Origin of the sequence: Pseudoalteromonas arctica, assembly GCF_012927645.1 — a bacterium.
Lineage (GTDB): Bacteria > Pseudomonadota > Gammaproteobacteria > Enterobacterales > Alteromonadaceae > Pseudoalteromonas > Pseudoalteromonas arctica_A.
On the sequence record NZ_JABBMT010000025.1, the window covers coordinates 12,449 to 26,973 of the forward strand.

19 protein-coding genes are annotated in these 14,525 nt (G+C 40.6%); 5 read left to right on the forward strand and 14 right to left on the reverse strand.

Going from position 1 to position 14,525, the window contains the following annotated elements:
- Positions 1-32: 32 nt before the first annotated feature.
- The gene (gene yjgA, locus HHO47_RS14065; RefSeq protein ID WP_169020863.1) at positions 33-560 is read right to left on the reverse strand and encodes a ribosome biogenesis factor YjgA; all 528 of its coding nucleotides are present in this window, start codon (positions 558-560) and stop codon (positions 33-35) included.
- Positions 561-824: 264 nt separating this feature from the next.
- Here yjgA and pmbA point away from each other — a divergent pair, with 264 nt between their 5' ends.
- Positions 825-2,174, forward strand: a complete 1,350-nt coding sequence (gene pmbA, locus HHO47_RS14070; protein WP_169020864.1) for a metalloprotease PmbA — start codon at positions 825-827, stop codon at positions 2,172-2,174.
- A gap of 154 nt (positions 2,175-2,328) precedes the next feature.
- Entirely contained in the window at positions 2,329-2,745 is a 417-nt protein-coding gene (locus HHO47_RS14075; protein WP_169020865.1) for a VOC family protein, read from the forward strand.
- Positions 2,746-2,807: 62 nt separating this feature from the next.
- On the opposite strand, the gene HHO47_RS14080 is transcribed toward HHO47_RS14075, so the two are convergent.
- Positions 2,808-3,464: a LiaF domain-containing protein gene (locus HHO47_RS14080; RefSeq protein ID WP_169020866.1), complete on the reverse strand. Its 657-nt coding sequence runs from the start codon at positions 3,462-3,464 to the stop codon at positions 2,808-2,810.
- Positions 3,465-3,825: 361 nt separating this feature from the next.
- Here HHO47_RS14080 and HHO47_RS14085 point away from each other — a divergent pair, with 361 nt between their 5' ends.
- The 3 genes from HHO47_RS14085 to HHO47_RS19585 all read left to right on the forward strand — a co-directional run bounded on the left by HHO47_RS14085 (position 3,826) and on the right by HHO47_RS19585 (position 4,804).
- Positions 3,826-4,389, forward strand: a complete 564-nt coding sequence (locus HHO47_RS14085) for a BON domain-containing protein (protein ID WP_169020867.1) — start codon at positions 3,826-3,828, stop codon at positions 4,387-4,389.
- A gap of 63 nt (positions 4,390-4,452) precedes the next feature.
- Positions 4,453-4,611, forward strand: coding sequence for a YqaE/Pmp3 family membrane protein (locus tag HHO47_RS14090; RefSeq protein ID WP_064667813.1), 159 nt, complete (start codon positions 4,453-4,455; stop codon positions 4,609-4,611).
- A 58-nt stretch (positions 4,612-4,669) separates the two neighbouring features.
- On the forward strand, positions 4,670-4,804 hold the full coding sequence (locus HHO47_RS19585) for a hypothetical protein (RefSeq protein ID WP_282435326.1): 135 nt from the start codon (positions 4,670-4,672) through the stop codon (positions 4,802-4,804).
- Positions 4,805-5,123: 319 nt separating this feature from the next.
- On the opposite strand, the gene mgtE is transcribed toward HHO47_RS19585, so the two are convergent.
- From mgtE to HHO47_RS14150, 12 genes are all read right to left on the reverse strand, one after another.
- Positions 5,124-6,482, reverse strand: coding sequence for a magnesium transporter (gene mgtE / locus HHO47_RS14095; RefSeq protein ID WP_169020868.1), 1,359 nt, complete (start codon positions 6,480-6,482; stop codon positions 5,124-5,126).
- A gap of 124 nt (positions 6,483-6,606) precedes the next feature.
- The gene (locus HHO47_RS14100; protein WP_169020869.1) at positions 6,607-6,879 is read right to left on the reverse strand and encodes an HPr family phosphocarrier protein; all 273 of its coding nucleotides are present in this window, start codon (positions 6,877-6,879) and stop codon (positions 6,607-6,609) included.
- Between the two features lie 28 nt (positions 6,880-6,907).
- On the reverse strand, positions 6,908-7,750 hold the full coding sequence (gene rapZ, locus HHO47_RS14105) for an RNase adapter RapZ (RefSeq protein WP_169020870.1): 843 nt from the start codon (positions 7,748-7,750) through the stop codon (positions 6,908-6,910).
- A 20-nt stretch (positions 7,751-7,770) separates the two neighbouring features.
- Positions 7,771-8,223 carry a PTS IIA-like nitrogen regulatory protein PtsN gene (ptsN, locus tag HHO47_RS14110; protein ID WP_169020871.1) on the reverse strand — a complete coding sequence of 151 codons (453 nt, stop codon included), beginning with the start codon at positions 8,221-8,223 and terminating at the stop codon, positions 7,771-7,773.
- Positions 8,224-8,227: 4 nt separating this feature from the next.
- Positions 8,228-8,515, reverse strand: coding sequence for a ribosome hibernation promoting factor (hpf, locus tag HHO47_RS14115; protein ID WP_145236739.1), 288 nt, complete (start codon positions 8,513-8,515; stop codon positions 8,228-8,230).
- 28 nt (positions 8,516-8,543) lie between these two features.
- Positions 8,544-10,040, reverse strand: coding sequence for an RNA polymerase factor sigma-54 (locus tag HHO47_RS14120; RefSeq protein ID WP_169020872.1), 1,497 nt, complete (start codon positions 10,038-10,040; stop codon positions 8,544-8,546).
- Between the two features lie 66 nt (positions 10,041-10,106).
- Positions 10,107-10,832 (reverse strand): LPS export ABC transporter ATP-binding protein, encoded by a 726-nt coding sequence (lptB, locus tag HHO47_RS14125; RefSeq protein WP_064667819.1) that lies wholly within the window; start codon positions 10,830-10,832, stop codon positions 10,107-10,109.
- Positions 10,829-11,362 (reverse strand): lipopolysaccharide transport periplasmic protein LptA, encoded by a 534-nt coding sequence (lptA, locus tag HHO47_RS14130; protein WP_169020873.1) that lies wholly within the window; start codon positions 11,360-11,362, stop codon positions 10,829-10,831. Before lptA ends, lptB begins: the two co-directional genes overlap by 4 nt.
- The gene (lptC, locus tag HHO47_RS14135) at positions 11,352-11,906 is read right to left on the reverse strand and encodes an LPS export ABC transporter periplasmic protein LptC (protein WP_169020874.1); all 555 of its coding nucleotides are present in this window, start codon (positions 11,904-11,906) and stop codon (positions 11,352-11,354) included. The genes lptA and lptC overlap by 11 nt, the downstream gene beginning before the upstream one ends.
- On the reverse strand, positions 11,903-12,454 hold the full coding sequence (gene kdsC, locus HHO47_RS14140; protein WP_169020875.1) for a 3-deoxy-manno-octulosonate-8-phosphatase KdsC: 552 nt from the start codon (positions 12,452-12,454) through the stop codon (positions 11,903-11,905). Before kdsC ends, lptC begins: the two co-directional genes overlap by 4 nt.
- Positions 12,454-13,425: a KpsF/GutQ family sugar-phosphate isomerase gene (locus HHO47_RS14145; protein WP_169020876.1), complete on the reverse strand. Its 972-nt coding sequence runs from the start codon at positions 13,423-13,425 to the stop codon at positions 12,454-12,456. The genes kdsC and HHO47_RS14145 overlap by 1 nt, the downstream gene beginning before the upstream one ends.
- A gap of 25 nt (positions 13,426-13,450) precedes the next feature.
- Positions 13,451-14,422, reverse strand: a complete 972-nt coding sequence (locus tag HHO47_RS14150; RefSeq protein WP_169020877.1) for a calcium/sodium antiporter — start codon at positions 14,420-14,422, stop codon at positions 13,451-13,453.
- Positions 14,423-14,525 lie beyond the last annotated feature (103 nt).

Genomic DNA, 14,525 nt, shown 5'->3' on the forward strand with positions numbered 1-14,525 from the left:
TATAGGTAATTCATTACTACACTAAATGTAGTTTAGCGCATGATACTTTCTTTAAGATATTGAAATAGCTCTTTATAGCCTTTCGCCGGCTTTTCAATTTTTACTTCTTTTGCCGCATTACGTACCAATTGACGTAACTTTTGACGATCAATAGTCGGATATTGCTCAATAGTTTGATTCACTAAATCATCACCTTGGGCAATTAAATCATCGCGTAATTGCTCAAGCTTTTTAATCATCACTTCAGCTTGGTTATTTTTATTAAGCATAACGCCGATAATCGCGTTGATCTCATCGATATTTTCAACGGTACGCAAGGTTTTTGCGATGTAATTTAAGTGGCGACGATATGCATCACTTTTGTTACTGATTTTGTCAGCAACAACCATTGCCGCTTTTAAATCGTCATTTAAGGGTAAGCGCTCGCGCTGTTTTTTCCCCATTTTGGCAATTTCAGCACCTAACTGATGAAACTCTTGCGCTTCGCGCTTTAGTTCGCTTTTTGATATATAGATAATTTCTTCTTCAATTTCAGCAGGCTTGCCTTTCTTCTTCGCCATGGGGTACTCATATGATAACGTTAACTGCGGTCATTATACCCAAACCACCTCAAGATGCGAGCGTCGTTGGAGTTAAAAGGGGCTGCCATTTTGCAAAGTAACGCCTTGATATTAATGAAACGCTGAATTCTGTATCTTGAGGTGGCTTGGGTATATACGTGATTCTTTTAATGATTAATATTAGCTGATGCAACGCAGTGAGTGTGTTAGCATTTAAGTATTATGATTGCGCATGCAAAACGCTCCAAGCTCAGGACTAAAAATATGAAAAGCCAACAGCAAGATCCTATTTATACTCAAATTTCTCAAATAACAGATGCCGTTGCAGAGGTTTTAGAACACGCGAAAAAACTCGGGGCTACTGGCGCTGAAGCGGCAATGTCGAGCACCTCAGGTTTATCAGTTAGTACCCGCATGGGTGAAGTCGAGACCATTGAATTTAATCAAGATGGTGGGCTGGGGATCAGTGTGTACGTTGGTAATCACAAAGGCTCTGCGTCAAGCGCTGATTTAAACCCAAAAACACTGCGCACAGTGGTAGAGAAAGCTATTGATATCGCCAAGTTTACTTCAGATGATCCACATAATGGCGTAGCTGATAAAGACTTACTTGAATTTGCTCCGCTTGATTTGGATTTATATCACCCGTGGGATGTTAGCCCTGAGCAAGGTATTGAGCTTTGTCATACTGCCGAGCAAGCGGCGCTTAATGCCGATGCGCGTATTGTTAATTCAGACGGCGCTAGTTTTTCATCGCATCAAGGTTTACGCGTGTATGGTAATAGCCATGGTCTTATTGCAGGTTACCCGCGTACTCGCCATAGCATTAGTACTATGGTGATTGGTAAAGATGGTGATCAAATGCAGCGAGATTCAGCTTATACCGTAGCGCGAGACCAAGCTGGTTTGAAAGATGCTGCGGCAGTAGGTCTAGAGGCTGCGAGCGAAACCCTTGCTAAGCTTAATAGCAAAAAATTAGGTACGATGAAAGTCCCAGTTATTTTTCGTGCTGATATTGCTAATTCATTGTTTGGTCACTTAGTGTCTGCAATAGGTGGTGGAGCACTGTATCGTAAATCGAGCTTCTTGCTGGATAGCCTTGGCACGCAAGTATTTAATAAATGCGTTAATATTTCAGAGCGCCCACATATTTTAAAAGGTTTAGCATCGTCGCCATTCGATAGTGAGGGGGTAAAAACCATTGACCGTGAAATCATTCAAGGGGGGGATCTGCACACTTACTTATTAGCAAGCTACGCAGCCCGAAAAATGAATATGACACCTACCGGTCATGCTGGTGGTATTCATAACTGGTTGGTTGAGCAAACTCATGCCGATTTAGCCGCGTTGTTAAAAACTATGGGCACGGGTCTATTAGTGACTGAATTAATGGGTCAAGGAGTTAATACCGTAACTGGTGATTATTCACGTGGCGCTGCCGGCTTTTGGGTTGAAAATGGCGAAATACAATATCCTGTAAGCGAAATAACCATTGCCGGTAAGTTGCAAGATCTGTTTAAAGGTATTACCGGCATAGGTGGCGACATAGAGCGTCGTGGTGGTATTCAAACCGGTTCGGTATTGATTGAACAAATGCAGATTGCGGGAAGCTAAAGTTAGGAGAGCTAAGCCGTAAATTTTAACCGGTGTTTTTTTAATGTGCGTAGGCGCGGCTTTATGCCGCGCAAATTTTTTATAAAAACACTTTACCTCAACGTTACTTGAGGTTTTATTGTGACTTTAATTACTTAAATAAAGGAAACTAATTATGTATTTAGAGCATGTGAATCTGGTAGTTGATGATGTTGAAGCTATGCTGCACTTTTATAAGGCGGCTTTCCCGTACTGGTCTATAAGAAGCCAAGGTGAAGGGCAGTGGCACGGCAAACCACGAAAATGGTTACACTTTGGTGATGACTTTCAGTATTTAGCATTGAGTGATCATGGTGAACAACACAATCGTGACATAACCGGACATCAAGTTGGCTTAGCGCACTTTGCTTATGTTACGAATAATATTGCTGCAGTAATTTCGCGTTTAGAAAGCGCTGGTTACAGCATTGATAAGCCAGGAGCGGTAAATCCATTTCGTAAAAATGTGTATTTTATTGACCCCGCAGGGTTTGAAGTAGAGTTTGTTGAGTATTTAAGTGATATACCCAGTGAGCGTAATAATGATTTGTAACATTAGTTTTGCGTCAGCAAGCTTAACGCCTAATGGTGTTAAGCTTTAACAGTGTTTATCCATTAATGTTTATTCATATCTTGCCAGCTGGTTTTAAGGCTGTTAGCAAAAGAGACAAACTTTTCCTTAATAGTACGCTTAATTTTAATTTCCACAGAGCCCAGAATAACTTTACCTTCGATAGTAATGGTTGGGCCTTGCTGCTTGTTTAGTGACACTGATTTGTTTTCAACACTACCAATAATACTGAATAGTTTTGATACGACATTGACGTGCTCTGGCACATAAATTTCATCACTGCCTAGTAAGCAATTGACATGGAGGGTGATATTTTGATGCTGAAATATGGCGTCAGTAAAATCAAGTTCAATAGAACCAAGTAAGTTCGTCAGGTGGATTTCTTTTGGTACTACCCACTGTCCACTGCGCTCGTTTGATCCTAAGATACTACGCAAGTGTAATGTTTCATCGCCGTTTTTATTACTATAGTTTGGGCTAAACTGCGCACGTTTTTCCCACTGGTAATTACTATCGGTTGTTAATTCTAGGTCACTTACTAAATCAATTAAGCTTTGGTTATCTTTCGCAGCCATTGCCTGATCTAATCGACGTTCAAAAGCCTCAGCTGAAATAACAGCATGACTGTAGTTATATATTAATTGATCAATAACTTGTTCACGCACTTGCTCAATTGGGCGATCTTCTAATTTTACAGTCATAATGTATTCCTTATAAATGATGCTGTTGGTGTATATTACGATTACTCTGTTTAAGTAACTATAACAAGGTTCTAAGTAACTATAGCAAGGCTTAGGCCATTATTAATTATCTTAATTATCAACACATTAAATTTATTTTCGTTAGTTATGTTTGTTATATTAACGACAGATTAACGAATGATGCTATTAAATGGTTAATTTTGCAACGAGCAGAATAAATTACCGATCAGTCTGTAAATAATTACCAAGACGAAAGCTAACGCTATACATGGTTATATTTAAATGATTGATTTTAATTGTTTTAAAAGTTGGCTTGATGTTCGCATTAATCATATTGTCTTTAATCAAAAGGAGAAAGATTATGAAAACATTTAACAAATCAATTATTGCTGCGTTAGTTTTTGGTACTACTGCTATGGGTGTTCAAGCAAGTAGCTGGGAAAATGAAAGTAAAGATGCTTGGATTGATGGAAAGGCAGAAACGGTTCTTTTAATGAACACTAACTTAAACAACTTTGACATTAATACTGATGTAAAAAATGGCAAGGTTGTACTAACTGGTAAAGTTGAAAGTGAGCTTGATAAAGAGCTAGCAGAAGAGCTTATTTTAAGTCTTGATGGTGTAACTGATGTCGATAACGAGCTAACGGTCGTTAAAAACACGGATACAAAAAGCAAGAAGATGAAATCAGATAGCGCAGAAAATGATTTAACTGATGCTAAAATTACTACAGTTATTACAACGCGCTATTTGTTTAACTCTGAAGTAGGCGGTACGGATATTGACGTAGATACCGATAAAGGTGTGGTAACGCTAAATGGTACTGTTGGTTCGGATGCTGAAAAACAGCTTGCGGTGAAAATTGCTAAGAATGCTGAAGATGTTCACGATGTAGTTGATAACTTAACTATTGTAGCTGAATAATCTGTAAACCACGAATGCCCAGCTATGCTGGGCTTGCTATACAAATTTCAGAGAGTGAGAGTCATGGATTTAATACGAATTATATTTTCAGTGCTTATTCCACCACTTGGTGTATTTTTACAAGTTGGTTTAGGCGCTCAGTTTTGGATTAATATTTTGTTAACATTACTAGGCTATATTCCTGGCCTAATACATGCAATTTATATAATCGCACGCCGTTAGAGTCACAGTGTTAAATATAACAAGGATGAACAGCCAATAGATGGCAAGGAGTAACATTATGGATAACGTATTAAGGAAAAACCAGCAAGGGATCGTAAAAAGCGCAAAGCCACTTTGGACGGCACAACAATGGAAAGAGCTAATGAATGGCGCATCAAGGAGCGAGGTAAAAGCAGCAAGGATTGAGCTTTAAATAGTAGATATTAGAAGGGTTTTGCAAGGATGTTATATATCAAAATTATAAGTGTATGTTGTTATTTTAATTAACAGCATCCACTTATAACCCTCCCCAAGAATGTTTTACCTCTCATTTTTTATAGGCGTAGACTGGCCAATCACCGCGTTTTGAAATGTGCCCTGGTGTTTTTGCGTCAGCAAGCTTAACGCCTGCGAGTTGGCAGCGGTGTTTAGCTTGTCGTAGTCGAGGGCTTGATGCTGCGCGGGTTAAAAATTCATGGCTAGAGCTATTTCCTACGTGCTAGAACCTACCACCTTTAACTAATTTTTAACAACTACACTAACAACCAAGTGGCGGTGCCTAGGAAGGCGAAAATCCCTACAATATCGGTTACGGTTGTCAGTACCACGCTGCCAGCTAATGCAGGATCAATTTTCATTTTTTTTAATAGCAGTGGAATACTAGCACCTGCGATACCTGCGGCTACTAAGTTCATAAACATGGCAAAGGCGAGTACGCCGCCAAGCTTAAAGTCCCATTGCCAAATAGCGACAACACCAGCAATTAAAATAGACCAAACAATCCCGTTTATTGCGCCGATTGCGAGCTCTTTGAACAGTAAAAAGCGTTGGTTAGTTTGGTTGATATGACCCACAGCAATACCACGTATTACGAGTGTTAATGTTTGGCTGCCCGCTACACCACCCATAGATGGCACTATACCGTTGAGTACCGCTAGAATGGGTAAAATTGCTAAGGTGCTTTCAAAGAAGCTTGCCACAATCGCAGCGAGCAACGCGGTTAATAAGTTAACGCCAAGCCAAATTGAGCGCTTTTTTGAGCTTTTTAACACCGGGGCAAAGGTATCTTCTTCATCATCAAGACCGGCTAGGCTTAATAAGCTATGCTCGGCGTCTTCACGGATGACGTCAACGATATCATCAATGGTGATACGGCCAAGTAGATGGTCATTATCATCAACCACAGGGGCTGATATCCAGTTATGACGTTCAAACAATTGTGCTACATCGGTTTCATCCATCGAAATGAGGATAGATTCACAATCTTCATCCATTAAATCGCGAATAATCTTATCTGGCGAGTTTGTCAACAAAGTCGTTAATGACATGGCGCCTATAAAGCAGTTATGTTTATCAACAACATAAAGATCATCGGTACCTTCTGGTAGCTCACCACGTAAACGTAAGTAGCGCAGTACCACGTCGATAGTGACATCTGGACGGATGGTTACCGTATCAGTGTTCATCAGTGCGCCAGCAGAGCGCTCTTGATAAGAGAGTGCTTGAGTTGCACGTTCTCGATCTTGGCTATCCATGGCACTAACAACGTCTTTGTAGACGGTATCAGGTAGGCTACGTAGTACTTCCCCTAGATCATCGTGGCTCATGTCCTCAGTAGCCGCAGCGATGTGCCTCGGCTCCATTTGGGCTATGATCCCTAAACGAACATCTTCCGATAGTTCTTCGAGTACATCACCTTGTACATCTGGATCAACCAGTTGCCATAGCAAGGTACGAATTTTATGCGGGGATGACTCGAGCAATAATGCCGTATCACAAGGAGCTGTTTTTGCCAACATACGCCTTACTTGAACAAATTGACCACTGTTAAGTGACTTGGTCACTTGTTTTAGTTGTTGTAGTGGGTAATCTTGTTCAAAAGCTTCAGGCATTGGCGTCCTTAAAAAATTAATATATTTGATAGGTAGGGTAACAGTGGTCGATAATTAACGCGGTTGGTCTGTTTAATTAACGACTTTATTCAGTTTAACGCAATTTAGTAGTGCTGACTATGAGCTATTCTTGTTCGTTAAAGCGTTGTGCGATCAGCTCGCCAATTGCTGCAAGCGCAGGTTTAGCGTCCGGACCTTCACATACGACTTTAACTTCTTTGCCTTGGCTGCTTTCTAATAACATTAAGCCGAGTACGCTATCGCCAGCGGCATGTTTATCGTCTTGATGAAGCGTGATGCTGGCATCAAACTGCACAGCTAATTGCGCTAACACGCTGGCTGCGCGAGCATGTAAACCGAGTTTATTTTTGATTAAAAATGTATCTTCTAAGCGCATCAACATTCCTTACTGTAAATGTGAGTTGTTATTCTTGTTCACGATGGCGAATTTTCACATTACTGTGGCTCATCGAGAAGCTTTCACCTATAGTTTGCGCTAGATAAACCGAGCGATGTTGACCACCGGTGCAACCAATTGCAATTGTTAAGTAACTGCGATTATTACGCTCCAAGTGCGGTAACCAAGTTTGTACAAAGGTTTGGATCTGCCAAGTGAATTTTTGCACGATACTGTGACTGGCTAAATAATCTTTTACCGGTTGATCAAGCCCAGTGAGTGGTTTTAACTCAGGTTCCCAATGTGGATTAGGCAAAAAGCGTGCATCAAATACATAATCGGCTTCTTTTGGAATACCATGTTTAAAACCAAATGACTCAAAGGTAATGATTAGTTTTTTATCTTTTTTCCCTAAAATTTTTTCACGGATTGATTCTGCAAGCTGGTGGACACTGAGATCAGTGGTATCAAGTATAAAATCAGCACGAGTAGTTAATACATCCAGTAATACTTTTTCTTGCTTGATGGCTAAATCCAGTGGCAAAGAGTCCAAAGATAAGGGGTGTAAGCGGCGAGTTTCAGAAAAACGTTTGATCAGGGTCTGATCATCACTGTCTAAATAAAATAATGTTGGATTTGCAAAACCTGGCAAGTATTCAAGAATATCGTTAAACTCGTCCTGCTCTTTTGGTAAATTACGAACATCAATACTGACGGCAATTCTGTCGTAATTATCAGAGACACTGCGCACTAATGACGGTAATAAGTTTACCGGAATATTATCTACACAATAATAGCCAAGATCTTCTACTACGCGCAGAGCAACAGATTTACCTGAGCCAGAACGGCCACTGATGATAATTAACTCCATGTTAATTCTCCTTCATTTGGCTACGATTGTGCAGCAATTACGTGATACAAATCTTGATCTGTTTTTGCGCTACGTAGTTGTTTACAAAAATCTTTGTCGTTGAGTTTATCAGCAATTGTGGCTAACGTCTTCAAATGAAGTTGGCTATCACCATCTGGTACGATGAGAGCTACAAATATATCTACTGGGCGGTTATCAATCGCATCAAAATCAATTGCTGATTCACTCACTAAAATTATTGCTAGCGGGTTTTCAACACCACTCATACGGCCATGAGGAATAGCAATACCACGACCAATACCCGTACTACCGAGCTTTTCTCTCGACAGTAGTGCGTTGAGGATCTCTTGTTGTGATAGCTGAGGAAGTTGTTCATGAGCCAATTGGCTGATAAATTCAATGATCCGTTTTTTGCTATTAAAAAGGACCGCAGCTTTACTGCAGTCCTGGCAAATAAGTGAGCTTAATTTCATAGTGTTAGTGTCGAGCGTGCTTCTCTTTGTGTTTAATTACTTGACGGTCAAGTTTATCGATTAGTCCATCAATGGCTGCATACATGTCTTGGTGCTCAGTTGAGGCAAATAATTCAGCGCCACTGACATGTAATGTGGCTTCTGCTTTTTGGCTTAGCTTTTCTACATCAAGAATAACATGGACATTATTGATATGATCAAAATGCCTTTCCAGCTTGGCAAACTTATTGTTTACATAGTCTCTTAATGAATCAGTAATTTCTACGTGACGACCAGTTAAATTTAGTTGCATAAGCATTTTCCTCTTGTGATTTTACGCCTTAAATCAAACTTTTACGTTGATTTGACGGTGGAATAGCCAGTGACTCGCGGTATTTTGCAATAGTTCGTCTAGCTACTTTGATACCTTGCTCTGCCAATATATCTGCAATTTTACTATCACTCAATGGTTTCGCTGAATTTTCTGCACTGATCAATTTTCTGATCAATGCTCGAATGGCTGTCGATGAGCATTCGCCACCGTTCTCAGTACTTACATGGCTTGAGAAAAAATATTTTAACTCAAATATACCACGAGGGGTATGCATGTATTTTTGGGTGGTTACACGAGAAATTGTTGATTCGTGCATCTCAACCATTTCAGCAACGTCGTTTAGTACCATAGGTCGCATAGCCTCAGGACCATGCTCAAAGAACCCTTGCTGCTGTTTAACAATGCAGTTGGTTACTTTGAGTAACGTCTCGTTACGACTTTCTAGGCTTTTTATAAACCATTTAGCTTCTTGTAAATGCGAACGTATAAATTGGCTGTCAGTGCTTGATTTTACAGAGCGTGACATCGCCGCATATTGGCTGTTAACTCTAATCTTTGGCATGCTGTCTGGATTGAGCTCAACCATCCAGCGGCCTTTAATTTTTTTCACTGATACATCAGGAATAACATACTCTGATTCTTCGCGTACTATAGTATCCGCAGGCTTTGGATTAAGGCTGTGGATCAGTGTCATTACTTCTTTTAGTTCATCTTCTTTCAGCTTAGTCTTTTTCATCAAAGTACGATAGTCACGACTAGCTAATAAATCAATATGATCTGTTAAAATCACTTTTGTTTCACTAATCCAAGGGGTTGCAGGATCAAATTGATTTAATTGAATACATAAACATTCTTGCAGGCTGCGCGCAGCAATACCAACAGGGTCAAACAACTGAATACGCTTTAATACTGCTTGAACTTCGTCGAGTTCGATTTTTTCTTCGTTATTACCTTGATTTAAACTCTCTACAATGTCTTCACAGCTAAGGGTTAAAATACCTGAGTCGTCAATGGCCTCAACAATCGCAATGGCAATGGCTTCATCGGTTGGACTAAAAGGTGTAAGTTGTAATTGCCACATCAGATATTCGTGTAGGGTTTCAGTTGAGGCACCTTGATAGATAGACTCATCTTCAGGCATTGGCCCAGACGACGTATTTGGCGCAGCGCTCATATATTCGTCCCAAGTAACATCCATCGCCATTTCGTCACTTAAAGTCTCTTTACTTAATGCTTCGCTACTTTCTTGTTCATATTCGCTGGGCTTTTCGTCCGCTGAGGCACTGACCGTTAAGTCATCGTTGTCTTTTTTTTGTTCATTTTTACCAGCAGCATCTTCTGAATATTCATGTTCTTCTAGCTCTAACAATGGATTGCTATCTAGTGCTTCTTGAATTTCTTGCTGGAGATCCAATGTACTGAGCTGCAATAAGCGAATAGCTTGTTGCAGTTGCGGTGTCATTGTTAGTTGCTGGCCCATGCGCAGCTGGAGTGATTGCCTCATGTATCTTTAACAATCCTTTTATTGTTGTCATTATTAAGTTTAGCAGATGCTTAGCCGAGTGTGGCTTTATAGCCTAAATTGCTCACCAAGATAAACATCGCGAACTGTTTGGTCGGCGAGTACATGCTCAGGTGTGCCAGATGCAATTAGCTCCCCATGAGAAACTATGTAGGCTTTTTCACAAACATCAAGGGTTTCTCGTACATTGTGGTCGGTAATAAGTACGCCAATACCACGGTTTTTAAGGTGTTCAATAATCTTCTTTATATCTAACACTGAAATTGGATCAACGCCAGCAAAAGGCTCATCTAGCAGGATAAATTTTGGGTTTGCGGCTAAAGCGCGCGCAATTTCAACACGACGGCGTTCACCGCCTGATAGTGCCATACCTTGGCTGTCGCGAATATGTTGAATGCTAAATTCATCTAGTAAGCTGTCTAGGGCTTCTTCTCTGGCTTGTTTTTTTAGGTCTTTGCGGGTTTCTAGAATTGCCATTAAATTTTGATATACTGTCAATTTACGAAATATCGATGACTCCTGAGGCAGGTAGCCAATCCCTAAGCGGGCGCGGCTGTGCATTGGCAGTAATGTAATGTCATTATCATCAATGCTGATTTTACCTTTGTCGCTTGGCACTAAACCAACAATCATATAAAAAGTGGTGGTTTTACCTGCGCCATTTGGGCCAAGTAAACCAACAATGCTGCCAGCGGTTACTTCTAAACCAACACTTTTGACAACTTGGCGGCCTTTGTAGCTTTTAGCTAAAAATTCAGCTTTTAATGTACTCATGGCTGGCCTTTCGATTTGGTTTTTTTACTGTTTGCAGGTACTAGTATAGTGTGTACGCGATCATCTGAACTTGCGCCTTTTTCGGCGCTAATGAGCTGCTGATCCATGTCGTAGGTAATGCTTTTAGCGTTAATTTTTTGACCTGCTTGAGTAACCTGTGCATTACCAATTAATGTTAAGTAGCGCGTTGCAACGTCGTAACGGACTTCATCAGCACTGGCACTCATTACTGTGCCATCAGTTTGTTTTTCTTCAAAGTAAGCCGGACTGCCAGTGGCGACAAGCAGTTGTTTGTTATCACCTAAATCTTCGCGCTCATGGACTTCAAGTCGATCTGCTCTGATATGGCGGTTGCCATGAGTGATTTCAACATTTTTTTCAAAAATACCGATATTATCTTTCAGTTGCGCGAGTTGTTTTTCTGCACTGATCGATACTTGATCCGCAGGCGGTGAAGCCGTTTCAGCAAAGCTTGCAAAGGCAATGAATAAGCTTGGTATAACAAGCAAGTGAGTAAAGTTATTGGTCATAATATATGGTTCGCGTATGGTTAATTAGTTCTACCACTTCGGCTTTTAAGTCGGCATGGAGACCGCGCCCAGTGATTTTTAAATTTGGTCCGATCAATTCTACAGGTTGTTCAGAGCTCATGGTCTGCAGTTCAATATCAACCTGAATATTATCTGCGTTTATATGTTCAATCATGGCATTGTTAGTCAGGTTTTTTGCAACCACATTGCCTTCTAAAATTAATTGATGGTTTTCATATAAAGTGGCTTCATCGGCATTAATTTGCCACGTTTGCTGTTGATTATAGAGTGTAAAAATAGGTTGTTCAAAGTAAGTAAATCCTAACTTTTGGTATAGTTCCATTTTTGCTGCTGTTACTTTGTGGCTAATTTTACCTTGCTCATCAAACGCCGTTTGTTTTAATGCCACTGCAGTATAATCAGGTTCAGCTATTATATCTTCTTGGTTTTGTACTGTGCTTGCTGGCTGATTAAAATAAGGAAGCCACAGCCACACCATGCTGCCAATAAATAATACGCATAATATTAAACGCGGTCTATTCATGAGCTCGTGCCTTCGCTAGTTAATGGTTTACCATTTTCGAGCATTAATAAATCAGTGAGTTCACGCACCGCTCCAAAGCCACCAGGTAACATAGTGGTATAATGTGAAATGCGCTTGATCAAAGGGTGTGCATCATTTACTGCCACAGCAAAACCAACCAATTCCATTACCGGCATATCAGGGCCGTCGTCACCAATGTAGGCAATTTGTTTGTCAGTTAACTGCAGTTTATCTTTGAGCTGTTGATAAGCTTGCAATTTGTTTTCTTGCCCTTGGTAAATATGCGGTACTGTCAGGCTAGTCATTCGTTGCTGAACTATCTGTGAATGACGACCGGTGATCACGGCAACTTCAAAACCGCTATTGATCAGTGCTTTTATGCCAAAACCATCTTTAGTATTAAATGCTTTGAGTTCTTCACCTTGATTGCCAAGATAAATGCGGCCATCTGAAAATACCCCATCGATATCACAGATCAGGAGCTTGATTTTTTGTGCTCGCTCGCGTGCATCATCTGAAAGTGGCTGATATAAGTCAGCAAACTGCATTATAAAACTCCTGCTTTGAGCAAATCTTGCATATTAAGAGCACCAATAGGGTGATGTTTATCATCAACTACAATTAAGCCATTGATACGCTTATTTTCCATGATGTTGAGTGCTTCGGCGGCAAGCATATCTGCGGTTGCAGTAGTGCAAGAACGGGTCATGACGTCGCTGATCAAAGTACTATGAATATCTATTCGTTGCTCTAAAATTCGGCGTAAATCACCATCAGTGAAAAGCCCTGCAAGTAGCCCTGTGTTATCAACAATGGCCGTCATACCTAAGCCTTTTGCCGACATTTCGATTAATGCATCTTTGATACATTGCTTATCATTGATCATAGGCGTTGCTGGGCCACTGTGCATAATATCTTTTAAACACAATAGTAAGCGTTTGCCTAAGTTACCACCAGGATGCGATAGCGCAAAATCATCGGCGGTAAAACCACGAGTTTCTAGTAGAGCAACGGCTATTGCATCACCCATTGCAAGCGTTGCGGTCGTGCTTGCAGTCGGGGCTAGTCCTAATGGGCAGGCCTCTTGACTTACTTTAATGCATATATGGGCGTCAGCCCAATTTGCCATTGATGATCTCGGGTTACCTGTCATGGCGATAATTTTTGCGCCAATACGTTTAATAACTGGAATAATATTAAGTACTTCGCTGGTTTCGCCTGAGTTTGAAATAAGCATAACCACGTCATCACGAGTGATCATCCCTAAATCACCATGACTTGCCTCACCTGGATGGACAAAAAACGATGGCGTGCCAGTGCTTGCCAGTGTTGCAGCAATTTTATTGCCAATATGCCCTGACTTTCCCATACCGACTACTATGACCCTGCCGTGACATTGATACATTAGTTGGCAAGCTTGATTAAAGTTTTCGTCTAGATATTGGGTTATATCAAGTAGTGCTTGGCGCTCGATCTCTAGCACCCGCTTACCTTGTTTAATAAAATCTAACTGCGTCATTGTGTTATCCATATAGTGGGTAGCATTAAGCAACTTGGCTGAAAATATAACCTTGATAGATTAAAAACGCGACCAATAACAGGCCACCTTCAACTCTATTAATGCGTCTTATGCCCCTAAAACTCAAGGACATAGCAATAAGGGCTATAGTGGCGCCAATCATTATTAAGGCATCACGGTTTGCAGCTGAAGGATCAATAATCGAGGGGGTGATAACCCCAGCCAGTGGTAACACCGCTAAAATGTTAAAGATATTTGAGCCAACAATATTACCCAGAGCTAAATCATCTTCGTTTTTTAATACCCCTGCAATACAGGCTGCAAGCTCAGGCAGACTGGTGCCAATAGCGATAATGGTTAATCCTATTACTAAATCACTTAGGCCAAAGTATTTGGCTATATCAACTGCTGAGCCAACTAAAAAATGTGAGCTGACAGGCAGTAATATCATACCAATAATTAACCAAAATAAAGCCGATTTAGTAGGTACGTTATTTGGTACGTCTTCACAGGCTTCACTCACAAGTGGGTCATCAGTTTGGTTTTTAGCGCGAATAGAAATAATAACTAAGCCCACAATAAACACCACAAAGCCAATGATTAATGCAACGCCCTCAGCAAGTGAAAAGTAGTTATCAGAAAATACATACCAGGCGGCGATTGACACTAGTAGCGCAAGCGGCATTTCACGTTTTAATGTCATTGATGATACTGAGAGTGGGCGCAATAGCGAGGTAATACCTAAAACAAGTAAAATATTAGTGATATTTGAGCCAACCGCATTGCCTACAGCTGTGTCTGTTTTGCCAGCTAGTGCGGCTGATGCTGAGACCATCATTTCAGGGGCTGACGAGCCCATCGCAACAACCGTTAAACCAACAATAAGGGTAGGAACACCGAAATTTTTTGCCAGTGCTGCAGCACCATAAACAAAGCGATCAGCACTCCAAACAAGTGCTGCAAATCCGAGGATTAAAATGACAAAAGAAGTCACCATTACGTTACGCCAATTATTCAAAATGAGATGGCTGTAAATAGTAACAAAAGCCAACCTGAAAGTATAAATAAAAGAATAGCTTCAGGTTGTTAGATTGTAGCTT